The organism is Methylocystis sp. H4A, from assembly GCF_015709545.1.
Taxonomy (GTDB): Bacteria; Pseudomonadota; Alphaproteobacteria; order Rhizobiales; family Beijerinckiaceae; genus Methylocystis; species Methylocystis silviterrae.
On the sequence record NZ_JADNQY010000021.1, the window covers coordinates 140,327 to 161,219 of the forward strand.

Genomic DNA, 20,893 nt, shown 5'->3' on the forward strand with positions numbered 1-20,893 from the left:
GTCTCCGTCAGAACTTTGCCGTTGGCCCGAAACTGACGGATACGTTGTCAGTCTTGAAATTCGGCAGATTTGAATCGTTACGCGCATATTCGACGTTGCCCGCGAAACCGAGATACGGGGTGATCGGCAAGTCCACCATCAGGCCGCCGATCCAGACGGTGTCTCGACGCGCGACGAAGGGATTGATCACCGGATTGGCGGCGTCGAACGCAAGGTGGGTAAAGCGGCCATACGGCGCGAGGGTCCATCGGCGCGGAATAATTGGAAATGGCGGGTCGACCTCGAGCCGCAGCATCGCCTGAACGTCAACCTGATCGGAAGATTGCTGCGGATTGCCCGCCCACGCCCGCGTATAGGCGACGCGACCTTCAAGCCTCAAGTCGTTGGTCAGTCTGTATGAGCTGCTCAGGTAACCGGTGACCACGTCCCCGGTCGCCAAAGTCGACACCGTTGAGTATGGCGACACGCCGCCCAGATAGCCGAGGTAGCCCGGCGAGGGATCAACCCAGATCGCCCGCCATTCGGCGCCCGGCTCGAACCACAGGTCGCGACTGAGCTCCGCGCCGAAACTCATGCCGGCGCCGCCGGCGTTCAGATAATTGCTGCCGCCGAGCAGCGCCACCGCGCCCGTCAGGTATGGCTTGATGGAGAGGCCCGGATAAAGATCGGGCGCGATATGGATGCGCGGCCCGATGGAGCCGGCGAACAGCGCGACGCTGTACTGCGGCAGGCGAAACTGCTCGGTGGCGTAGCCCGTCACGCGCGTCTCGAGCTGGTCGCCGCGCGCATTCTGAAAATCCAGGTCATGCGCGGCCTGCACCAACTGGAAGCTGTTGATGTCGCCCTTGCGCGAGGCGGCCGACGCGACGCCGACGCCGCCGACCTGGAAGAGATTATTGGTCGGGAAGAAATTGGCGTTCGATTGCGCCCGCAGGCCGACGTGCATCCGCAGATAAAGCCGGTTGGCTTGCGTGCGCTTCTCGATATCGGGCAGCTGCGCTTCGACCTGAGCCACCTGAACCGGATCGAGGCCGCCTTCGGCGAGCGCATTGCGCAAATGCTGCGCCGAGAGTTCATAGGCGCCGAGCCGCGCATAAAGGAAACCAAGCTCCTTTCGGGCGCGGGACAAGTTCGGGTTGAACATCAGCAGGCGTTCAAGCGCGCCGATTCCCGCTTCATAGTCGCGCAGCTCCGTCGACAGCAGGACGTAACGATAGGTCGCGTCATAGTCGGTTGGATTATGCTGAATATAGGCTGACAGGCGCTCCTGTTCGGCGCGCGGATCCTCCTGCGCCAGAGCCGGACTGAAAAGTGCGAATGCGGCAAACAGTGCGCCCAAAAGCCTCGGCGCCGCTCTATATGCGAACATAAATGACAAGCCCCAGTAAAAGATCGAAAAAACGGCAGCCCAGGCCCTGACCGTCAGCTGGACCGGAAGCTGACTCATGTCGCCTGGAGTAGCAAGCTAGCGCCGGACGATGCGCCGATGAGAACGACGCGACGGCGCAATGCGTCTGTTACGAATTAACGCTTTGCAGCAACGGTTTATGGGCATTTCCGCCCATCCTTGGCGCGCAAACGTCGGACACAACAAATTCTCGGGTGTTGCGTTGAAACCACAGGCGCGACGCGCGGCTAGCGCCGGAGTCCGTCATCGAAGAGAGAGACGACTTCGCCGCTTTCAGTCGACGACCGCTCGGCGACCGGCGACGGAATGACGCCCCTGCGCCAGCGCGTCGAGAACGCGCGGCGGCGCGGACGCGCGATGGCGCGTGAATCGTCGCAGGACGCGCCCGGCGCGAGGAGCCAGCGCAGCACGATCAGCAAGTCGGCGGCGCGGCGCGACGCTCCGATCTCCACCGCGTTGCGGATGTCGGCGACGACTCGCCCGCGCGCGGCGTCGAGCGACACGGCCCGGCGGTATCGCGCCAGCATGCGATGGTGCTTGTCGCTGGGGCTCACGCCCAGGATGAGTTCATGACCGCGCAGACCCGCCACTTCGGCGCAACGCTCGATCGGCGTCAATTCGGGAATCATTTGGGTTCTCCCAGTCGCTTGCTCTGCCGGGTCCTTTGTCTCTTGTCGGCAGCATAGCGACGGTAGCGCCTCGTCCCTCATCTGTTTGTGCGTGAGCGCACAGGGGTCATTCGGCTTCGTTGAGCGCCTCTTGCACCCGCTTCTCCAGGACCGACGGGCGCAACAACACGAGACCGCCGCGAATTTTTTCGGCGAGGCCTTCGTCGATCATGGCCGAGAGTTCACGGCTGACCTGTTCGCGCCGGCAACCGATACGGGCGGCGAGATCGTGCTGAAACGGCGGCGGCGATACGATCGATTGCCCCGTCGATCCCTTGCGCGGCGCCGACATGCGCAACAATTCGGAATAGAGCCGATGCTTGAGGTCGAGCACCGAGCGCTCGAACAGGCGCGTATTCAGCTCCCGCACCCGCGCCGTCAGCAGACGCAACAGCCGCTCGCAAATCTCCGGCTCGCCGAACAGGATCTCCTTGAAGACCGCTGGCGGCACCAGCAAAAGTTCCGCGTTGGTGAGCGCCGTCACATTGGCGGAACGCTTGGCCCCGTCGACCGCCGCCATCTCGCCGAAGAATTTGCCCGGTCCGAAGTCCCCGAAGATCATCTCCTTGCCGGCGGCGGTTCGTATCAGCACTCGAACGTCGCCGCTGACGATGAAATACACATCGGTCGACGGATCGTCGAAATCGAGGACCAGCTCATGCTCGGCGTAGCGCCTGCGCACGCATTGGCGCGCTAGCTGTTCGCCGCGCGTGGGGTCTAGGCCAACAAAGAAAGGAATCCCGTCAAATAGGGACACATCGCGCTCCTGGATTGGAAATAGCGCCGATATTGCCGCTAAATGTCGACCTCGTCGAGGCGCAATCTGCTAGCGGATGCAGACTCTTCGGGCGAGGATTGACGATGCAAGCGTTCCGACTCGCGACCTTCAATCTCGAAAATCTCGATTGGTCGGGGACCAAACCGGAGGCGTTTGCGCGCCGAAGCGACGCGCTACGCCCACTGCTGGAGGCGCTTGACGCCGATATATTGTGCCTGCAGGAAATCCATGCGCAGAGGCTTCATAAGCACGGCGCCCGGCAATATATCGCGCTCGACCGGTTGCTGGCGACGACCAGATACGCGAACTTTCATCGGGCGACGACCGTCAGGCCGGGCGGCGACGCCCCCGCCGACGTGCATAATCTCGCAATCCTTTCACGATGGCCGATGCGCGCGCAACGGCAGATCCACCACGATATTGTGGCGCGATGGGTCTGGCCGCCGCCGCGCGACGCCGACGGCTCCCAGCCGGAGCCGGTCGAAATTGCTTGGGACAGGCCCCTGCTCTACGCTGCCGTCGCGCTTCCCAACGGAGGCGCGCTCCACGTCGTCAATCTGCATCTACGCGCGCCGCGCGCCATTCCTATCGCGACGGCGCGCGGCTTCGGATCGAGCCGCGCGCAAATCGAGGGCCAGTTCGTGGCCGCGCTCAAGCGCGAAGGGCAAGCGTTGGAGGCCCGGCTGTTCGCCGAGACTCTCTTTGACGCGGAGCCGGAGGCGCAGATCGCGATCGCCGGCGACTTCAACGCCGACGAGCATGACGCGCCGACGAGACTCTTGCGCGGCGGCGGAGACGAAGCGGCGGAAGGGGACCGGGCCCTCGTCGCCTTGGAAGAGCGCGTCGAGCCGTCGCGGCGCTTCACCGTGGTGCATGCGGGACGTCCAACGCTGATCGACCACCTCCTTGCCTCACGCGCATTGGCCGCGAATTGGCGCGAGACCACGATCTTGAACGAAGGGCTGCAGGACGAAGTCTACGCGAAAGAGCCTGTCGAGGGTTCGCTTCACGCGCCCGTGGTCGCGCGTTTTGAGCTCGTCGCAAAATGAACCGCGGCGCCGCTTGTGAACCCCAACGCGCCGCTCAAACGTAAACCGTTCCCTGCTACCCGAACGCAAACGATCTCAACTCTTCGGCCAGGGCGCGCGCTTCGCTCCAGTCCAGTTTGACGTCGCCGTGACCTTCGGAGGAGAGGACAACGCCGCTCTGTTCGACCCTCGCGTCGAAGTCATGATCGCTGGCGATGGGGCTCATATAGATCTGCTGTTCGCCGCGGTCGCCCTTCGCGACGGAGTCGAGGGCCCGCGAAAGGATCGCCGCCTCTTCTTTGGTAAAGCGCCGCAGGGGGTGACCGGGAAGACGGAGCGTAGCCAATGCGACAAACGATCGATGCGTTGAGGCGACAAGCTCGAAGCGCTGAGACATTTTCAAGACCCACGGCAGTTCGACACAGCAGGCGAAGAGCTTTCGCACGCCTCGCGCAGGCGCCCTTCTTGACAGGAACTGTCAGGCGCCCGCCTTTCGCATATGAGGCGCATCAAATTTCATGCCTACGAACAGCCAAGGGCTTCGCTTTGAGTGGGACGACTGAATGTAAATGGCTGGGTTCGAAGTAGCTTAAGCCCACGTCATGAGTGTGCAATTTGAACACCGTAGAGCTTCTTTCGCGTTGCTCCTTCAACTGAGAGAAAAATATGAATGACAAGCGGCGCTTCGCGCAGCATCCGCCCGGGCTGACATTCTGTCCGTCGGAACCGAGCGCTGAAGCGCGCGCGAGCATTTCCGCCTGGACTAGCTCCATGGAACTTGCCAATGTGGATGCGCCGCTGCGCTGAAGGTAGAGCAAATTCCCTGGCTGATCCGTGCGGCGGACGCCATCATCTGCATAAACATAACGCACATTTCCCCCTGGAGCGCGACAGAGGCTTTGTTCGAGAGCGGAGTCAGGACCTTGTCCGCGGGAGCGCCGCTCTATTTATACGGTCCATACAGGCGCGGCGGCGCGCAAACCGCGCCGAGCAATGCGGCGTTCGACGCGAGCCTTCACGCTCGCAACACCGCGTGGGGCGTGCGTGGTTCTGGAAGCGGCCACAGGGGTCGCGCACGGGATAAGGAAGTCCTCAGATCGTGCAAACGCCGGTCATTCTTCGCCGCAGCTCGGAAGCAGCGTGAGCGCACAACCATCCCGATGGAACCCAACAGCTCCATCGGCATTACGCGTCAGTGTCAGTGAAGCCCAATCAAGCCACTTGGAGAGTGACCATGCAACGTCGCGAATTTATTGCCGTCGGGACCGCCGCCGCTGTCGCCACCGCCACCCAAGCGTTCGCTGAGACAACCAACGGCGCTAAAATGGAGGATATGCATCCGCCGCTCTACAAAAACCTGCAAAATGCGAGCATCGAATGTGTCTCCACGGGCAATGACTGCCTTCGGCACTGTCTTGGCATGTTTGCGATGAAAGACACGAGCATGGCCGAATGTGCGGACGCCTCGCTGCAGCTTGTCGCTGCGTGCAATGCGCTCGCATCGCTGGCGGCGCTCAACTCGTCGCATACCGTCGCGCTGGCGAAAACAGTCGCTTTGATTTGCGAGGACTGCAAGAAGCAATGCGACAAGTTTCCGAAGATCGCCGAATGCGTGGCCTGCGGCAAAGCGTGCCAGAAATGCGCCGACGAATGCCGTAAAGTCTAGCCGACCTCAGCAGCCAGATCGGGAGCTTCGATGAAGATGCGATTTGCGCGCGTCGCGGTGTGCGCCGCCATCTCTATCGGGATTGGCGGCGCGACGGCCAGCGCGGCGGTCCAAGGCGCGCCGCGCTACACTGTCGCCGAGGCGACGGAAAAGGCGGAGAAGGCGGAGAAGACGACGGGGCAAGGCGAGGGCGTCGTCCGGGCGGTCGACGCGGATGAGCGACGGATCATGATCACGCATGGTCCGGTCTCGGGTCCCTTGGAAATGTCGCCTATGACAATGGCGTTTCGCGTGGCGCCGAACGTCGACCTCGCCAGCCTGTCAAAGGGCATGAAGATCAAATTCACGATCAGTCGCGACGCGAAAGGCCTCTATGTCATCGAGGACGTGCGGCCGGAGAAACCCTAATGCGCGTTCGCGTCAGTGCGGCTGTATCCCAGGCCGTCCATACCGATGCGGTGCATCAGATAGCATAGACAATCCTGCTGCACGGCGCGGGGGTCAACTGTCAGCATGGCCGGAATGGCGGGGCGCGCGAGCCTGATTTGGCCACCCGCATAATCGAAATAGTTGATCGGCGGCGTGTCGAACCCCTCGCCGGAAAGGACTTCGAGGCGCGCGTCATCATGACCCAACGCGCCGAAAGAGGCGCCAGCGCCCAATTCGCTGAAATTCAGATGGTCGATATCGGGGCGGAAGACAAAATCCGCCGGCGTTCCGTCGAAGGAAAAGCTTGCGCCGGCGGGCGGCTTCACGATGGCGCATGTGCGCAGCAACTCGATGTCCTGCGGGGCAGGCGCGTGGTCGGGAAGCTCTGCGATCGAGAGGCAGGCGTCGAGCAATTCGACGGCATGCGCCACGCCCACATCGGCGCCCGACTTGCCGCATTCGACCGTGATCGCCGGACATAGTTCGGCGAAGGCCGCTGCGCTGGTGCCGCGCGGGCGCTGAAAATGCACGACAATGCGGGAGAAAAGCTGCGCAAGCGCGACATATTTCGGCTCAAGCTTGGTGATGCAGCTGTAGTGAGGATTGAAACCGGTGTTGTTGTGGATGTCGACGGCGGCGAAAGCTCGGCGCTTCTCGACATATTCGTAAATCCAGCGCGCCATATGCGCGAGCGGATCATCGGGAAAGGCCGTTCCGCGCCACACCCGGTTGAAGTCGCGCTGGCTCGGGAGCGTGCGCACATTCGCCGCTGCGGCGTCGACATTGCCGATGAACAGAATGAGCGACCGATTGAGCCCGCGCGCGGCGTGACGGCGCAAAGTCTCCTGCACGGCGGCGAGCCCGCTCGTCTCATTTCCGTGCAGCAGCGTAGACACGAACAGCGGTTGCGGGTCGCGGCCCGGAAGGTCGAACAGGGTCGGTCGGGGAAGGATGTCCTTCAGGCGATTGGCGGGACAGTCGAGAAATCCGTCGGGCAGCCGGTCGAGCAGGGCGCAGGGCGCGTCGGTCACTGTTCTCCTCACGTTTCCCACTGATGGACGGGCGCGCCGCTCCGCTGGCGCTCGCAATAGGCCGCCATCAGGCCATAAAGGTCCCCGCCGCGCGCCTCAAGGGCTTTTCGCTGCCAAGCCGCCCCGGTCTGCCGCGTCTGCACCCGAGCTTCGATAATATCGAGGAAATCGGCTTCGGCGACGCCCAGGTCGCGCAGCCCCGCCCTGGCGTCGGGAATGAGCCGTTCCAGCAGCAGACGATCGGCGGCGATCTGCCCTTCTCCCGGCCATTCGAGCTTCGCGTCGAGGCCAAAACGCGCCGCGGCGTAAAAATTTCGTTTGGCGTCTGCGAAGGCGAGGCCGCCTGCGCCGCCGTCCCCGCTCATCGCGATGGCGCGCGCTAAGCCAAGGTAGAGCGCGGCGTTCGCCATCATGTCGATGAAGGTTGGTCCGGCGGGCAAAATGCGGTGTTCGACGCGCAGATGCGGCGCACCGCTCTCATCGAAGCCGATCAGCGGACGGTTCCAGCGCCAGATGACGCCATTATGCAACCGCAGGTGACGCATCGCCTCCGGCGGATCGTCATAGGCCATCGGAAGCAGCGAGTCATAGTCGCGCAAATTCTCCTCGAAGATTTCGATGAGAGAATCCGTCGCATAGCCTGAACCCATGCTGACCCTGGCCGGACCCGGCACCTTCACCGCCTGTTCGAACAGCGGAATGCGCGTTTCCTCCCACAACGCCTTGCCGAAGAGGAAAGGCGCATTGCCGCAGGTCGCCAGGATCGGCCCCGACGCCGCCACCGAGGCGTTGTAATAGAGATGCGCCAGATCGGCCGGGGCCTTGAGATGAATCTGAAACGAGGTCGTCGCAGCTTCGAGCATCACATCCTTGTGCTCGGACGCAAGCCGGTCGCGGCCGGCGATGTTGACGTGCAAGGGATGTCCGCCGCGCAGACGAAGCACTTCCTTGTTGAGCGCATAGTAGCGGTTGAGCGGCGACATATTGGCGAGCGTCAGATCGGCGTCGCGGATCGTTGGCAGCGTGCCTATCATCACAAGATTGGCGTCGAGTTGATGGGCCACGTCGTTGCATTTCGCCCATAGATCCGTCAGCGAATTGTGCGCCTGCGTCAGCGCGTCGCCTTTGAGGCGGAAGGGCGCGCAATTCAATTCGACGTTAAAGCGCGACAGCTCCGGCACGACGAGCGGATGATTGAGGGTTTCCAGGAGATATTGGTTGATCGAGGACGGCGCATAATTGTGATCGACGATCCAGGTTTCGATTTCGAAGCCGACCATGTGGCCGTCACGCGAAAATTTGTCCTGTTCAAACAGGGCGCGGGCGAGATGCGTCTCCTGCGCGAGCCGGCCGGCAAAGCGCGCCTTGTCGGCGGGCGTGAAGCCCGTGGTCTTGATTTCCTCGCCCAAAGGATCCCCCTTCCGAGTGTAAGCGCAGTTTTCCGCTTCTCACGCGCGCCAGCGCAACGGCGTCCGCGACCGAGGTCGCGAGGAGCCCTCATGGAGGATCCGCCGCAGATCATTCTATTTAGGCGTCCTCCGTCCTATCGATAGAGCCCGAAGCGTCGGCAGGACAAGCCGCAAGCGCTGCTGTAGATTGCGCTCCCCTCACCCGGAGCCGACCGTGTCTGATATCGCTTACGTGAATGGAGCTTACATCCCCATCAACGAGGCGCGCGTGTCGATTCTCGACCGCGGCTTCCTGTTCGCCGACGGCGTCTATGAGGTCGCGGCCGTCATCGGCGGAAGGCTGATCGATAATGAATCGCATCTTTCACGCCTCGAGCGCTCTCTTCGCGAACTGCGTATCGGAAGTCCCATTCCAGTGTCGCGCATCGCGGAAGTTGAAGCCGAACTCGTCGCAAGAAACGGTTTGAGCGAAGGCCTCGTCTATCTGCAGATCACCAGAGGCGCCGCCGCCGAACGCGAGTTCGGGTTTCCCGCGGAAGCGGCGCCGACGTTCGTCGCCTTCGCTCAGAAGAAAAACATCATCGCCTCGCCCGCCGCCGAAACCGGCGTGAAGGCGCTCACTGTTCCGGATTTGCGCTGGGCGCGACGCGACATCAAGAGCACGGCGCTGCTCGCGCAGGTTCTGGCGAAGCAAGCGGCGCTCGAGGGCGGCTGCCAGGAGGCTTGGATGGTCGATCAGGACGGATACGTGACCGAAGGCTCCTCCTCGACCGCCTTCATCCTTACCGGCGCGAACGTGCTCGTGACACGTCTAAACTCCTGTGCAGTTCTTCCCGGCTGCACACGGAAAGCCGTGCAGGTGATCGCGGCGCGGGAAGGATTGACCGTCGAGGAGCGGAGTTTCTCGGTCACCGAGGCCTATGAGGCGAAGGAAGCCTTCCTCACGAGCGCCTCCAATCTTGTGCTGCCGGTCGTCTCGCTCGATGGCCGCCCCATCGGATCTGGCGCGCCGGGCGACACGAGCCGCCTGCTGCGCAAGCGCTACATCGAATGGGCGACGAACACGTCCCGGACCGACTAGCGCTGCATTTCCAGCTCATCGTAGTCAGAGCTGCGCTCTTCTTCGATCGCGAAGGCAATGACAAAACTGCGAATAGCACATAGCATTTCAGCCCAAATGGACGTTAACGCTTCGAACTACTTTAATTGCGGATTTCGCCTGCGTCGAGACCTGAGCAATAGCGGGCCAGAGCGATCGGGTGAAGGGCTTCCTCATCCTGAGGAGCGTGCGCAGCACGCGTCTCGAAGGACGAGGAAGCCCGTTTGCGCGTATTTTCCTCTCCCTCGTCCTTCGAGACGCCGCCTTCGATCTCGGGCCTGCCCGAGATCGACATGAAATTCGCAAGTCGGGTAAACCCGACTTGCGGGCGGCTCCTCAGGATGAGGGTGAGGAAAACAATCCTTCACCCGATTCCCCTGAATGGCGAGCTCAGTTCGCGCCGGAACATGTGTGCAGCAGACGCGTTCTAGGACGTGAGTTCACACGCGGAGGTCAAAATGGGCAACCTTCTGTATTGGGCCGTCGTGTTTCTGGTCGTCGCTCTCATCGCCGGCTTTCTGGGATTTGGCGGCGTCGCCGGCGTCGCGGTGGATGGCGCGCGGATATTGTTCTGGCTGGCGCTGATTCTGCTGGTCGTGTCGGTCGTTCTCGGCCTGATCCGGCGCGCCTGAGCGGTCGTCGCTCATCCATACGCTATGAGCCGACCGCTTTTCGCGAGCGGCCGGCTTGTCGTTGTCAGGGAATGTCGTCGAGCGAACTCAGCCAAGCGTTCGCAACCGAATCCGATGGCGCGCGCCAATCGCCGCGCGGCGACAGTGATCCTCCCGAACTGACTTTCGGGCCATTGGGCAGCGCCGATCGCTTGAACTGGCTGCCCTCAAAGAATCGCTTCACGAAAACGCCGAGCCAATGTTTGATCGTCGAGAGGTCATAGGCGACCTTGTCCTCTTCGCCGACGCCTACAGGCCATGAGCCCGCGGCCGCATGCCGCCAGGCGCGCCAAGCGAGAAAGGCGATCTTCGCCGGCGTAAATCCGTAGCGCGTCGCATAGTAAAGATTGAAATCCTGCAGCGCATAGGGCCCGACCGTTTCCTCGGTGCGCTGTCTCTCTTCGCCGGGCACAAGCTCGGGGGAGATTTCCGTCGCGAGAACGTCCTCGAGCACCGCCACCGTTTCCGCGCCGAAGCGCGCTTCTCGAGCGCACCAGCGGATCAGGTGCTGAATGAGCGTCTTGGGGACAGAGGCGTTGACGTTGTAATGCGACATCTGATCGCCGACGCCATAGGTGGACCAACCGAGGGCGAGTTCGGAAAGGTCGCCGGTGCCAATGACGAGCGCGCCATGGCGGTTGGCAAGGCGAAACAGCAGCGACGTGCGCGCGCCCGCCTGCACATTCTCGTAAGTCGTGTCGTAAACCGCTTCCCCGCGCGCGGCCGGATGATCGATGTCGGCGAGCATTTGCTTGCACGCGGCGGTGACATCGATTTCCTGCGCGGTGACGCCAAGAGCGCGCATCAGCCGCCAGGCGTTGGCCTTGGTGCTTTCGCTGGTGGCGAAGGCCGGCAGCGTGAAGCCGAGCACATTTTCGCGCGGCAGACCGAGCGCATCCATCGCCGTCACCGCGACGAGCAGCGCCTGAGTGGAGTCGAGTCCGCCAGAGACGCCGATCACCGCCTTTTTGATTTTCGTGGCGCGCAGCCGTTGTTCGAGGCCGTGCGATTGTATGTTGAACGCCTCGAAACACAGCTCGGCGAGCCGCGTTTCATCCGCCGGGACGAAGGGAAAGCGTCCGACCTCGCGCAGAAACCCGAGATCGCGGTCGCACGGCGCGGCGAGTTCGAAAGCAATGCGACGGTAATTCGTCGCGCCCTGCTCCACGTCGGCGCAGGCGCCGAATGTCCCCTGCCGCATCCGCTCGGCAAGAAGACGACCGATATCGACATCGGCGAGCGTCAGCTGCGGCTCGTCGGAAAAGCGCGGCGCCTTGGCGAGAACCTCGCCCTTCTCGCAGATCAGCGCTTCTCCGTCCCAAGCGAGGTCCGTCGTCGACTCGCCCTGCCCCGCCGCCGAATAGAGATAGGCCGCTAGGCAGCGCGCCGAATGCGCAGCGCAGAGCGTCTCGCGATAGTCGGATTTGCCGACGATCGCATTCGACGCCGAGAGATTGAGCAGCACGGTCGCGCCCGCCAGCGCGGCGCGCGCCGAAGGGGGAATGGGAACCCATACGTCCTCGCAGATCTCCGTGTGGATCACGAGTCCGGGAAAATCCGTCGCTTCGAGAAGCGTATCGGAGCCGAACGGCGCGGTTTGTCCGGCGACCTTGATGTCCTCGCCGGAGATGAAAGCGCCCGAGGCGAAATGGCGCTGTTCGTAAAACTCGCGATAATTCGGCAGATAGACCTTGGGCGTCACGGCGAGCATGCGGCCGCGCAGGATCGCCACGGCGCAATTATAGAGACGGCCACGATGGCGTAGCGGCGCGCCGACGACGATCAGCGGATGAATGCCGCAAGAAGCCTCGACGAGTTCGACGAGCGCCGCGTCGACGGCGTCGAGCAACGCCTCCTGCTGCAAGAGGTCGTCGATCGCGTAAGAGGAGATCCCCAACTCCGGAAACAGCGCCAGCGAAGCGCCGTGGTGATCGGCCTCACGCGCCAGTTCGATCGTCCGCGCGACATTGAAAGCCGGATCGGCGACTCGCACGTTCGGCGTCGCGACGGCGACTCGGATGAAGCCATGCGTGTGCAGACAATAGAAAGGATGGGTCATGAAGTCCGCCCGGGCGGCCGAAGGTTCGACTGGAGCGCTTGTCCATCGTGATAATGCAAGACGCCCGCGGGAAAGTCACATGGCGCGGACTGGCCCGCGCCAGTCGTCGAGAGGCGCAGGTAGTTAAGGCGTAAGCTGAATGCTTTCATCGGCAGTTCTGGCGCAACCACGCCTCCAGCGTCTCGAAGCGAAATGCGTCTTTGCCGTAGAGCGCAGAAGCGAAGGTCCAGGCTTCGTCCGCATTCGCCGTAAGTGAAATGCCGTTGATGGTGAGAAAGGCGAACATCGCCGCGAAGGCGACACGCTTGTTGCCGTCGACGAAGGCGTGGTTCTGTGAAAGACTTTCCCACAACGCAGCCGCTTGCCCGATCTCGTCGGCGTAATAGCCCGTTTGCGGGCGAAACAACGCCGCTTCGAGCTGACCAAGATCGCGCACGCCCGCCGCGCCGCCGTATCGTTCGATCAGATCATTGTGAATGGCGAGTATCTCGGCGACTGTCAGATAGTCGGTTCGCCTGCCGCTCACTTGGCGAGTTTTTCGTAAAGCCCGCCGTAGCGCGGCACGCTCGAACGATAGGCGTCCATGACGTGACGCCGCGGCTTTGCCTTGCTGCGTTCCTCGACATGCGCCCGCAGCGCGTCCTCGATGACGGACTGAAGCTGCCGCCCCTCATCCTTCGCGATCCTTCGGATCTCGGCGAGCAGATCCTTATCGACCTGAGTGGCGAATTTTTCGCGCATGGCGGCCATCGTCTTCCAGCAGACTGATACGGATTCCGTTTGATCTCTCGGATGTCATTCCCGACGCGCGCAATCGGGAATCCAGAGCAAAAAACAGCGCTCTTGGATTTGCCCTGGATTCCCGGTCAGGCCTTCGGCCTGCCGGGAATGACACGGCCCAAACGAACCGATCGGCCGAATTTCGTATGAAATATGTATCTTGTTTCATCAAGAAATGTCAAGATCTGGCAGGATCGGTCTAAATTCCCCAGGGACGGAATGCGGAAGCTCCGCTCTGCAAGCGGCCGAAACATTCCATTCGGAACGGCGAGACAGGGGCGTTACCGACCCGTCCGTTTTATAGAGCAAAGCAGTCTATTATCGCCTCTGGCGATGGAGACCTGAATGGACACGGAAGCCCTCTGTAAACGCTACTTGAACGCGTTGGATAGGAGCGATCTATCGGCCGTGTGCAGCCTTTTCACCGCCGACGCTGTTGCTCACTCTCCGCTTTATGGCGTCCGACCCGCCAGGGAGTTCTACGCCGAGCTTTTCGCAGACACGAACCGTTCCGAAACCACGCTCCTGAACGTCTTTGACAGCTCCTCCAACGGGTCTGCGGTGGCGCTCCATTTTCGCTATGTCTGGACATTGAAGAGCGGCAAGGCGGTCGCCTTCGAATGCGTAGATGTTTTCGAGCTTTCGGAAGACAGAAATCAGTTCACGAAGATCGTGATCATTTACGACACGGCGCATCTTCGGGCGGATTTTGAAACATCCCGGAGGTGAATGAAGGGGAGAGCGGACCTTTCCCAAAGCAAAAGGGCGGGGTCTCCCCCGCCCTCTCAAAATTGCTTTGCGCGACGCCTCAGTGCGCCAGGATCGCCAGCATCAGCAGCGCGACGATATTGGTGATCTTGATCGCCGGGTTCACTGCAGGACCGGCGGTGTCCTTATAGGGGTCGCCGACCGTGTCGCCGGTCACCGCCGCCTTATGGGCATCGGAGCCCTTCTCATGCTTCACGCCGTCCTTGTCGATGAAGCCGTCTTCGAAGGATTTCTTGGCGTTGTCCCAAGCGCCGCCGCCCGAGGTCATCGAAATCGCAACGAAGAGCCCATTGACGATGACGCCCAGCAGCAACGCGCCCAGCGCCGCGAAGGCGTTGGCCTTGCCGCCAAGGATCCAGGCGACGACGAAGGCGACGATCGGCGCCAGCACCGGCAGCAGCGAGGGCACGATCATTTCCTTGATCGCCGCCTGCGTCAGCATATCGACGGCGCGGCCGTAATCCGGCCGGTCCGTGCCCGCCATGATGCCGGGCTTTTCCTTGAACTGACGGCGCACCTCGACGACCACCGAGCCCGCCGCGCGCCCCACCGCCGTCATGGCGATGCCGCCGAAGAGATACGGAATGAGGCCGCCAAAGATGAGGCCCGCAACGACATAGGGATTGGAGAGCTCGAAGTCGATCTTCCCCAGCCCTTTGAAAAACGGCACGTCGGTGTCGATGAAATGCTTCAGATCGTTCGTGTAGGCGGCGAAGAGCACCAGCGCGCCGAGGCCCGCCGAGCCGATGGCGTAGCCCTTGGTGACGGCCTTCGTGGTGTTGCCCACGGCGTCGAGCGCGTCGGTGTTGCGACGCACCTCCTTCGGCAGACCCGCCATTTCGGCGATGCCGCCGGCGTTGTCGGTGACGGGGCCGAAGGCGTCAAGCGCCACGACCATGCCGGCGAGGCCGAGCATCGTCGTCACCGCGATCGCCGTGCCATAAAGCCCGCCGAGCTCATAGGTGAGGATAATGCCGAGAACGATGACGAGCGCCGGCGCCGCGGTCGATTCAAGCGACACGGCGAGGCCCTGGATGACGTTGGTGCCGTGGCCCGTCACCGACGCTTGAGCAATCGACACCACCGGACGCTTGCCGGTGGCGGTGTAATATTCGGTGATGTAGACGATGGCGCCCGTGACGATCAGGCCCAGCACCCCGGAGAGGAACAGGCCGTAGCCGTGAATGGCTTCGCCATTCGCCTTGCCGATCTCGCCCCAGCCGACGGTGAAGGTCGTCGCCAGGAAGAGCCCGCCGATCGACAGCACGCCCGCGGCGACGAGGCCCTTGTAAAGGGCGCCCATGATGGAATCATCGATGCCGAGCTTCTTGAAATAGGGCGCGGCGAACTTGCCCCATTCCGTATCGTCGTCGCCCATTTTAACGAAATAGGTGCCGGCGATCGAAGTGAGGATCGAAAGGCCGCCGATCGCGAGCGGATAGATCATCGCCGACGACAGGCCTTCCTGACCGGCGAAGAAGATCGAGGCGAGCACCATGGTGGCGACGACCGTCACCGCATAGGTCTCGAAGAGGTCGGCCGCCATGCCGGCGCAATCGCCGACATTGTCGCCGACGTTGTCGGCGATCGTGGCGGGATTGCGTGGGTCGTCTTCCGGAATGCCGGCCTCGACCTTGCCGACGAGATCGGCGCCGACGTCCGCGCCCTTGGTGAAGATGCCGCCGCCGAGACGGGCGAAAATCGAAATCAGCGATCCGCCGAAGCCCAGCGCCACCAGCGCGTCGACGACCGTGCGATCCGAAGGCGCATAGCCGGCGAACCAGGTCAGGATCGCGTAATACACCGCGACGCCAAGCAGCGCGAGGCCGGCGACCAGAAGTCCGGTGACCGCGCCCGCCTTAAAGGCGATGTCGAGGCCGCCGGCGAGCGATTTCGTCGCCGCCTGCGCGGTGCGGACATTGGCGCGCACCGAGACGTTCATGCCGATATAGCCGGCCGCGCCGGAGAGCACTGCGCCGAGCAAGAATCCGAAGGCGACCGCCCAGCCGAGCAGGATGACGAGAATGACGAAGATCACGCCGCCAACCATGGCGATGGTCTTGTATTGGCGGTTGAGATAGGCCTGCGCGCCCTCGGCGACGGCGCCCGAAATTTCCTGCATCCGCGCCGACCCCGGATCGGCTGCGAGCAATTCCTGCGAGGTCTTCACGCCATAGACGATAGACATCAATCCGAAGACGATGGTTAGAAACAGAACCATTTTGGCTTCGCCTTTTCGTTCTTCGACCGGGGAATGGCCGAATTGGTCGCGTCGCCGCGAACGGAGTCGCGCAACAAAAAAAGGAGCAGCGGCCCCGCCGAGCGAATCGGGCGGGGACAGCAGCTTTCCAGCGGGCTTTCTGCCAGAAACGTGGCCGGGCGGCAATGCTGGGCGCGCGTCTATTTTTCAGAAGTGCTGGAAGGACAATTTTTTGAAAAACACGGGTTTTCCTTGTGCGTCAAGGAAGCTCGGCGGCGCGTCTCCCGCCACAATCTCGCCGATGCGGCAGGCCGGCGCGGGCGGCCCCGCGCCGCTGGCGCAGGCGATGATGATTTCGTAGTCGTCTCCGCCGGTTATCGCCGTTTCGAAGAGCGTGGGATCAATGGCCATCGCCTCTCGCGCCGCCGCTGAAAGCGGCACGGAGGCGAGATCGACGGCGGCGCTCACGCCAGAGGCGCGGCAGAGCTTGGCGAGATCGCCGGCGAGGCCGTCGGAAATGTCCATCGCGGCGCTGGCGTTGGCGGCTAGCCACGGCGCGATATCGAGACGCGGCTGCGGGAGCAGATAACGGCCGATGAGATGGTCACGCGCGCTAGCCGAGAGGCGCGTCGCGAGCGCTGGGTCGCGTCGAACGGCAAGTCCCAGCGCGGCGTCGCCGATCGGGCCCGAGACGAAGATGGCGTCTCCTGGCTTTGCGCCAGTACGGGGCACGAAGCGCCGGGCGCGCCCGAGCGCCGTAATCGAAATCGTCAGCGGACCGGGAGTCGCGCCCGTGTCGCCGCCGATCAGCGGCGCGCCATAGGCGCGCGCGTCCTCGGCGAGCCCGGCGGCGAAAGCGTCCAGCCAAGCGTTGGTCCAGTCATGGGGGAGCGCCAAGGCCAACAGAAAGCCGATCGGCTCCGCGCCCTTGGCCGCAAGGTCGGAGAGATTGACGCGCAGGGCCTTCTTGGCGATCAGCGACGGATCGTCGTCGGCGAAAAAATGCACGCCTGCGACGAGCATGTCAGTCGTGACGACGAGCGGCGCGCTTTCCGGCGCGAGAAGCGCCGCGTCGTCCTTTAGCCCCAGCGCCGCCGCGCCGGCGATCGGCGCAAAGACGCGAGCGATGATGTCGTCTTCGCTATAGCGCGGCATGCGGGAAGCCTTCGACTTCCCTCTCCCAAACTGAAGTCGGCTGTTGCCGACTTCGGCATTGTTTGCGCGAACCGGGAACACCCGGTTCACGTCGGGAGAGGGTGGCCCCGCGAAGCGGGGTCGGGTGAGAGCCCTCATCCGTCGTCGCTCCGCGACGACACCTTCTCCCGCAAGCGGGAGAAGGAAGGCGCGACATGCTAACTCAACTCCTCGGCGCGCTCCTCATGCGCGATCCTGTCGAGCACGGCGTTCACCATCCCCGACTCGGTCGGCCCGAAAAAGGCGCCGGCGACGTCGACATATTCCTTGATGACGACGCGCGCCGGAACGTCCTTGCGCGACCGCAGTTCATAGACGCCGGCGCGCAGCGCGGCGCGCATGACGGACTCCAGTCGCGACAGCGGCCAGCCGCCAGAAAGCGCGCGATCAATCTGCCGGTCGATGGCGACCTGATCGGTGAGCACGCCTTGCAGCACGTCACGAAAGAAAGCGGCGTCCGCCGGCTTATATTGCGCGCCTTCGATCTCGCGTCCGATCCAGTGAGACTCGAACTCGGCGAAAATCTCGTTGAGTCCTTTGCCGGCGACTTCCATTTGATAAAGCGCTTGCACGATCGCCAGACGCGACGCCGAGCGTTGATCGACGCTCATACGACGCCCCGTTTGAGGCGCACGAGCGCGAGCGCCGCGCGCGCCGCGTCGGCACCCTTGTCGCCCTGCTTGGGATCGGCACGCACGATCGCCTGCGCCTCATTCTCCACGGTGAGCACGCCATTGCCGAGCGGCAGGCGGCGCGAGACGGAAAGATTCATCAGCGCGCGCGTGCTTTCATTGGCGACGAGTTCGAAATGATAGGTCTCGCCGCGGATGACGCAGCCGAGCGCAACGACTCCATCATAGGGCGCGCCGGCAAGCTCGGCGTCGTCCAGCGCGATCGCCGCCGCTGTGGCGATCTCCAGCGCGCCGGGAACCTCGATCACCGTCGCCTGCGCCTGGAGCGCGCGCAACGCGTCAAGCGCGCCGCTGCGCAGCAGCTCGACGATTTCGCCGTTGAACTTCGTCGTGACGACGAGAATATGCGCGCCCGGCACGGGCGCGACGTCAGCGTCGTCGGGTGCAAAACCAGCCATTCAGGCGACTCCATGAATGCACGCAACCCTCTCCCGCCGGGAGAGGGTTGGGCTGCGAAGCAGCCAAGCGAGGGTTAGCGTTCTCAATTGCAAAGGTGCGGGACGCGCCGCCACAGCGAACGCATTATCGCTGAGGCGCAAACCCCACACCGACCGGCCAAAAGCCCGTCGTTTACAACAGGCGTCCTTACAGACGCCCTTTGGCCGGGCCCCCTCTCCATATGGGAGGGGAAATCCGCGAGCCGATTTCTCGGCGCGTTATGTCACACGAGCGGCGCTCTGTCAGCCGGCATGGCCGTTATACACATCCTCGCGCCAAACTCAGGCTACCGCGCTTCGCTCAGCCGCGCCGCGTAGCGCGCCATCAGATCGACTTCGATATTGAGCGCATCCCCTGCCCTGCGCGCGCCGAGCGTCGTAACGCTAAGCGTATGCGGAATGAGCAGCACGGAAAAGCGATCGCCGTCGACCTCGTTCACCGTGAGCGAAACGCCGTCCAGCGCCACGGAGCCCTTCTTGGCGATGAAGCGCGACAGCGCGCGCGGCGCCTCGACCCAGAATCGGGACATGTCATCGAAATCATCGCGCGAAATAATGCGCGCAACGCCGTCGACATGACCGGTGACGATATGGCCGCCGAGTTCATCGCCGATCTTCAACGCGCGTTCGAGATTGACGCGCGTTCCGCAGGCCCATGTTCCGACCGTCGTGACGGCGAGCGTCTCGGCGGCGGCGTCGATCTCGAAGATCGTTCGCGCGCCCTCGCGCGCGACGGCGACGACCGTCAGGCACACGCCCGAGCAGGCGATGGAGGCGCCGAGGGCGATGCCGTCGGCATCGTATGAACAGGCGATGCGCAGGCGGCGCAGTTCGCCGCGCGGCGTCATCGCAACAACTTCGCCCACATCGGTGACGATGCCGGTGAACATCAGTCGACCCGCGCGTATCGGGTCATGGTGTCGGCGCCGAGCGCGCGCGTTTCGATCAGACGATAGCGCGAATCGTCGTCGAGCGCGGCGCGCGCCGCCGGCGTCAGCGCGGGACGGCCTGCCCTCCCAAGCGGCTTGACGGCGGTGTGCAGGATGACCTCATCGGCAAGATCCGCGGCGAGCAGACTTTCGGCGACGCGCGGTCCGCCTTCGCTGAAGACGCGGGTAATGCCGCGATCGGCGAGAAGTCTGAGCGCGCTCACAAGATCGATAACGCCATCCCGTGTCGCGATGCGGACAACTTCTGCACCAGTGGCGTCTTCAAACGCTTTGACCGCTTCATCGGCGACGTCCGCTCCAGCAATCACGAGCAGCGGCGTTTCGCGCGCCGTCGACGCCAGACGCGATCGCGGCGACAGCGACAGCTTCTCGTCGAGCACGACACGCAGCGGCTTGAACCGCTGCATGCCCGGCAGGCGCACGGTCATCAGCGGATCGTCGTCACGCGCCGTGCCGCCGCCGACCATGATCGCGTCATGCAGCGATCGCTGCACATGCGTGAAGGCGTCAGTGACGGGTCCGGTGATATGCAGGCGCGGATCATGCGCGGCGCCAGCGGCGTAGCCGTCCGCCGTCCGCGCGAGCTTGAGCGTAATCATCGGGCGGCGACGGGTGACGCGCAAAATGTGCCCGAGATGATCGGCGCGCGCCGCCGCCGCGCCCGGCCCGACCAGCACCTCAATTCCGGCGTTTCGCAGCCGCGCATGGCCGTCGCCCGAGACGCGTGGGTCGGGGTCCTCTAGCGCGGTGACGACGCGTGCGACGCCGCCGGCGATGATCGAGTCGACGCAAGGCGGCGTCGCCCCATGATGCGCGCAGGGCTCCAAAGTGACGTAAAGCGTTGCGCCGCGCGCCGCCTCGCCGGCCGCAGCCATGGCGATCGCCTCCGCATGCGGACGCCCGCCCGGCGCGGTCCAGCCACGGGCGATAACGACGCCGTCGCGCACAAGCAGCGCGCCGACCGCGGGATTGGGCGCCGTGCGGCCCAGATTGCGCCGGCCGAGCGCAAGCGCCGCCGCCATATAGGCGTCGTCGGTCGCGGTCTGCGGAAAGGCTTCGTGGATCGTCATGCCTTCTCTGGGTCGTCGGCGTCCGCTGCAAAAGCTGCGCCGTCACCGCCGCTCTCCAATTCGTCGATCACCGCTGAGAAGTCGCGAACCTCGCGGAAGTCGCGATACACCGAGGCGAAACGCACATAGGCGACGGGGTCCAGCGAACGCAGGCCTTCGATGACCAATTCGCCGATCCGCTGACTTTCCACCTCGACTTCGCCGAGGCTCTCTAACTGACGAACGATTCCGGAAATCATCTGCTCGACGCGTTCCGCTTCGACTGGACGCTTGCGCAAGGCGATCTCCACCGAGCGCGTCAGCTTGTCGCGATTGAACGGCGCACGGCGACCCGACTTTTTCACGACGATGATTTCGCGCAGCTGCACGCGCTCAAAGGTCGTGAAGCGGCCGCCGCAGGTCGGACAGACGCGGCGCCGCCTTATGCAGGATGAATCCTCCGCAGGACGGGAGTCCTTCACCTGCGTGTCGACGGAGCCGCAATAGGGACAGCGCATCGGTCGTCCTTGGAGCTGCGCGCGACACCCTCCCCTTGAGGGGGAGGGTCGAGCCCGCG

At 63.5% G+C, this 20,893-nt stretch carries 24 protein-coding genes; 7 read left to right on the plus strand and 17 right to left on the minus strand.

All coding sequences use genetic code 11. From position 1 onward, the window contains the following. Positions 1-7 precede the first annotated feature (7 nt). From IYW40_RS07585 to IYW40_RS07595, 3 genes are all read right to left on the minus strand, one after another. Positions 8-1,339, minus strand: a complete 1,332-nt coding sequence (locus IYW40_RS07585) for a tetratricopeptide repeat protein (protein ID WP_246720706.1) — start codon at positions 1,337-1,339, stop codon at positions 8-10. Between the two features lie 296 nt (positions 1,340-1,635). Beyond that, a complete protein-coding gene (locus IYW40_RS07590; RefSeq protein WP_196400094.1) occupies positions 1,636-2,037 on the minus strand; it encodes a polysaccharide deacetylase in 402 nt (133 codons plus the stop codon). Between the two features lie 106 nt (positions 2,038-2,143). After that, the gene (locus IYW40_RS07595) at positions 2,144-2,833 is read right to left on the minus strand and encodes a Crp/Fnr family transcriptional regulator (protein ID WP_014889934.1); all 690 of its coding nucleotides are present in this window, start codon (positions 2,831-2,833) and stop codon (positions 2,144-2,146) included. Between the two features lie 104 nt (positions 2,834-2,937). Between IYW40_RS07595 and IYW40_RS07600 the strand changes: the two genes are divergently transcribed. Then, on the plus strand, positions 2,938-3,903 hold the full coding sequence (locus IYW40_RS07600) for an endonuclease/exonuclease/phosphatase family protein (protein WP_196400095.1): 966 nt from the start codon (positions 2,938-2,940) through the stop codon (positions 3,901-3,903). Between the two features lie 55 nt (positions 3,904-3,958). Here the strand turns inward: IYW40_RS07600 and IYW40_RS07605 are convergent, their stop codons facing one another. After that, on the minus strand, positions 3,959-4,228 hold the full coding sequence (locus tag IYW40_RS07605; protein ID WP_348644253.1) for a hypothetical protein: 270 nt from the start codon (positions 4,226-4,228) through the stop codon (positions 3,959-3,961). A gap of 526 nt (positions 4,229-4,754) precedes the next feature. Here IYW40_RS07605 and IYW40_RS07610 point away from each other — a divergent pair. The 3 genes from IYW40_RS07610 to IYW40_RS07620 are packed head-to-tail and all read left to right on the plus strand — an operon-like array spanning position 4,755 to position 5,956. Beyond that, a complete protein-coding gene (locus tag IYW40_RS07610) occupies positions 4,755-5,087 on the plus strand; it encodes a DUF938 domain-containing protein (protein WP_348644255.1) in 333 nt (110 codons plus the stop codon). Positions 5,088-5,116: 29 nt separating this feature from the next. Next, entirely contained in the window at positions 5,117-5,548 is a 432-nt protein-coding gene (locus IYW40_RS07615) for a four-helix bundle copper-binding protein (protein WP_196400096.1), read from the plus strand. Between the two features lie 30 nt (positions 5,549-5,578). After that, entirely contained in the window at positions 5,579-5,956 is a 378-nt protein-coding gene (locus tag IYW40_RS07620) for a copper-binding protein (protein ID WP_196400097.1), read from the plus strand. Here IYW40_RS07620 and IYW40_RS07625 read toward each other — a convergent pair. Next, complete coding sequence (locus IYW40_RS07625) at positions 5,953-7,020, minus strand: M14 family metallopeptidase (RefSeq protein WP_196400098.1); 1,068 nt, start codon at positions 7,018-7,020, stop codon at positions 5,953-5,955. The genes IYW40_RS07620 and IYW40_RS07625 overlap by 4 nt on opposite strands. After that, positions 7,017-8,417, minus strand: a complete 1,401-nt coding sequence (locus IYW40_RS07630) for a hypothetical protein (RefSeq protein WP_196400099.1) — start codon at positions 8,415-8,417, stop codon at positions 7,017-7,019. The genes IYW40_RS07625 and IYW40_RS07630 overlap by 4 nt, the downstream gene beginning before the upstream one ends. Positions 8,418-8,631: 214 nt before the next feature. Between IYW40_RS07630 and IYW40_RS07635 the strand changes: the two genes are divergently transcribed. Then, positions 8,632-9,498 carry a D-amino-acid transaminase gene (locus tag IYW40_RS07635; protein ID WP_196400100.1) on the plus strand — a complete coding sequence of 289 codons (867 nt, stop codon included), beginning with the start codon at positions 8,632-8,634 and terminating at the stop codon, positions 9,496-9,498. A 121-nt stretch (positions 9,499-9,619) separates the two neighbouring features. On the opposite strand, the gene IYW40_RS07640 is transcribed toward IYW40_RS07635, so the two are convergent. Beyond that, complete coding sequence (locus IYW40_RS07640; RefSeq protein WP_196400101.1) at positions 9,620-9,811, minus strand: hypothetical protein; 192 nt, start codon at positions 9,809-9,811, stop codon at positions 9,620-9,622. Between the two features lie 163 nt (positions 9,812-9,974). Between IYW40_RS07640 and IYW40_RS07645 the strand changes: the two genes are divergently transcribed. After that, the gene (locus tag IYW40_RS07645; protein ID WP_123175971.1) at positions 9,975-10,148 is read left to right on the plus strand and encodes a DUF1328 domain-containing protein; all 174 of its coding nucleotides are present in this window, start codon (positions 9,975-9,977) and stop codon (positions 10,146-10,148) included. 64 nt (positions 10,149-10,212) lie between these two features. Here IYW40_RS07645 and IYW40_RS07650 read toward each other — a convergent pair whose 3' ends face one another. The 3 genes from IYW40_RS07650 to IYW40_RS07660 all read right to left on the minus strand — a co-directional run bounded on the left by IYW40_RS07650 (position 10,213) and on the right by IYW40_RS07660 (position 12,987). Further along, the gene (locus IYW40_RS07650) at positions 10,213-12,246 is read right to left on the minus strand and encodes an NAD(+) synthase (RefSeq protein WP_196400102.1); all 2,034 of its coding nucleotides are present in this window, start codon (positions 12,244-12,246) and stop codon (positions 10,213-10,215) included. Between the two features lie 145 nt (positions 12,247-12,391). Continuing rightward, entirely contained in the window at positions 12,392-12,772 is a 381-nt protein-coding gene (locus IYW40_RS07655; RefSeq protein WP_196400103.1) for a type II toxin-antitoxin system death-on-curing family toxin, read from the minus strand. Further along, complete coding sequence (locus IYW40_RS07660; protein WP_210266985.1) at positions 12,769-12,987, minus strand: hypothetical protein; 219 nt, start codon at positions 12,985-12,987, stop codon at positions 12,769-12,771. Before IYW40_RS07660 ends, IYW40_RS07655 begins: the two co-directional genes overlap by 4 nt. Before the next feature lie 384 nt (positions 12,988-13,371). On the opposite strand from IYW40_RS07660, the gene IYW40_RS07665 reads away from it, so the two are divergent. Continuing rightward, entirely contained in the window at positions 13,372-13,755 is a 384-nt protein-coding gene (locus IYW40_RS07665) for a nuclear transport factor 2 family protein (RefSeq protein ID WP_196400104.1), read from the plus strand. A gap of 79 nt (positions 13,756-13,834) precedes the next feature. Here the strand turns inward: IYW40_RS07665 and IYW40_RS07670 are convergent, their stop codons facing one another. The 7 genes from IYW40_RS07670 to nrdR all read right to left on the minus strand — a co-directional run bounded on the left by IYW40_RS07670 (position 13,835) and on the right by nrdR (position 20,834). Next, on the minus strand, positions 13,835-16,015 hold the full coding sequence (locus tag IYW40_RS07670) for a sodium-translocating pyrophosphatase (protein WP_196400105.1): 2,181 nt from the start codon (positions 16,013-16,015) through the stop codon (positions 13,835-13,837). Positions 16,016-16,201: 186 nt separating this feature from the next. Further along, the gene (gene thiL / locus IYW40_RS07675; RefSeq protein ID WP_196400106.1) at positions 16,202-17,149 is read right to left on the minus strand and encodes a thiamine-phosphate kinase; all 948 of its coding nucleotides are present in this window, start codon (positions 17,147-17,149) and stop codon (positions 16,202-16,204) included. 197 nt (positions 17,150-17,346) lie between these two features. Then, positions 17,347-17,799: a transcription antitermination factor NusB gene (gene nusB, locus IYW40_RS07680; RefSeq protein ID WP_018408555.1), complete on the minus strand. Its 453-nt coding sequence runs from the start codon at positions 17,797-17,799 to the stop codon at positions 17,347-17,349. Next, entirely contained in the window at positions 17,796-18,278 is a 483-nt protein-coding gene (ribH, locus tag IYW40_RS07685) for a 6,7-dimethyl-8-ribityllumazine synthase (protein ID WP_196400107.1), read from the minus strand. Before ribH ends, nusB begins: the two co-directional genes overlap by 4 nt. Before the next feature lie 326 nt (positions 18,279-18,604). Further along, the gene (locus IYW40_RS07690) at positions 18,605-19,207 is read right to left on the minus strand and encodes a riboflavin synthase (RefSeq protein WP_196400108.1); all 603 of its coding nucleotides are present in this window, start codon (positions 19,205-19,207) and stop codon (positions 18,605-18,607) included. Further along, positions 19,207-20,337 carry a bifunctional diaminohydroxyphosphoribosylaminopyrimidine deaminase/5-amino-6-(5-phosphoribosylamino)uracil reductase RibD gene (ribD, locus tag IYW40_RS07695; RefSeq protein WP_196400109.1) on the minus strand — a complete coding sequence of 377 codons (1,131 nt, stop codon included), beginning with the start codon at positions 20,335-20,337 and terminating at the stop codon, positions 19,207-19,209. Before ribD ends, IYW40_RS07690 begins: the two co-directional genes overlap by 1 nt. Continuing rightward, the gene (nrdR, locus tag IYW40_RS07700) at positions 20,334-20,834 is read right to left on the minus strand and encodes a transcriptional regulator NrdR (protein WP_196400110.1); all 501 of its coding nucleotides are present in this window, start codon (positions 20,832-20,834) and stop codon (positions 20,334-20,336) included. Before nrdR ends, ribD begins: the two co-directional genes overlap by 4 nt. Positions 20,835-20,893 lie beyond the last annotated feature (59 nt).

Excerpts from the sequence above, each read along its gene's own strand:
- IYW40_RS07590 (WP_196400094.1), bottom strand. The coding sequence starts at position 2,037 with ATGATTCCCGAATTGACGCCGATCGAGCGTTGCGCCGAAGTGGCGGGT.
- IYW40_RS07600 (WP_196400095.1), top strand. The coding sequence starts at position 2,938 with ATGCAAGCGTTCCGACTCGCGACCTTCAATCTCGAAAATCTCGATTGG.
- IYW40_RS07615 (WP_196400096.1), top strand. The coding sequence starts at position 5,117 with ATGCAACGTCGCGAATTTATTGCCGTCGGGACCGCCGCCGCTGTCGCC.
- IYW40_RS07620 (WP_196400097.1), top strand. The coding sequence starts at position 5,579 with ATGAAGATGCGATTTGCGCGCGTCGCGGTGTGCGCCGCCATCTCTATC.
- IYW40_RS07640 (WP_196400101.1), bottom strand. The coding sequence starts at position 9,811 with ATGTCGATCTCGGGCAGGCCCGAGATCGAAGGCGGCGTCTCGAAGGAC.
- IYW40_RS07645 (WP_123175971.1), top strand. The coding sequence starts at position 9,975 with ATGGGCAACCTTCTGTATTGGGCCGTCGTGTTTCTGGTCGTCGCTCTC.
- IYW40_RS07650 (WP_196400102.1), bottom strand. The coding sequence starts at position 12,246 with ATGACCCATCCTTTCTATTGTCTGCACACGCATGGCTTCATCCGAGTC.
- IYW40_RS07660 (WP_210266985.1), bottom strand. The coding sequence starts at position 12,987 with ATGCGCGAAAAATTCGCCACTCAGGTCGATAAGGATCTGCTCGCCGAG.
- IYW40_RS07665 (WP_196400104.1), top strand. The coding sequence starts at position 13,372 with ATGGACACGGAAGCCCTCTGTAAACGCTACTTGAACGCGTTGGATAGG.
- IYW40_RS07670 (WP_196400105.1), bottom strand. The coding sequence starts at position 16,015 with ATGGTTCTGTTTCTAACCATCGTCTTCGGATTGATGTCTATCGTCTAT.
- thiL (WP_196400106.1), bottom strand. The coding sequence starts at position 17,149 with ATGCCGCGCTATAGCGAAGACGACATCATCGCTCGCGTCTTTGCGCCG.
- nusB (WP_018408555.1), bottom strand. The coding sequence starts at position 17,799 with ATGAGCGTCGATCAACGCTCGGCGTCGCGTCTGGCGATCGTGCAAGCG.
- ribH (WP_196400107.1), bottom strand. The coding sequence starts at position 18,278 with ATGGCTGGTTTTGCACCCGACGACGCTGACGTCGCGCCCGTGCCGGGC.
- IYW40_RS07690 (WP_196400108.1), bottom strand. The coding sequence starts at position 19,207 with ATGTTCACCGGCATCGTCACCGATGTGGGCGAAGTTGTTGCGATGACG.
- ribD (WP_196400109.1), bottom strand. The coding sequence starts at position 20,337 with ATGACGATCCACGAAGCCTTTCCGCAGACCGCGACCGACGACGCCTAT.
- nrdR (WP_196400110.1), bottom strand. The coding sequence starts at position 20,834 with ATGCGCTGTCCCTATTGCGGCTCCGTCGACACGCAGGTGAAGGACTCC.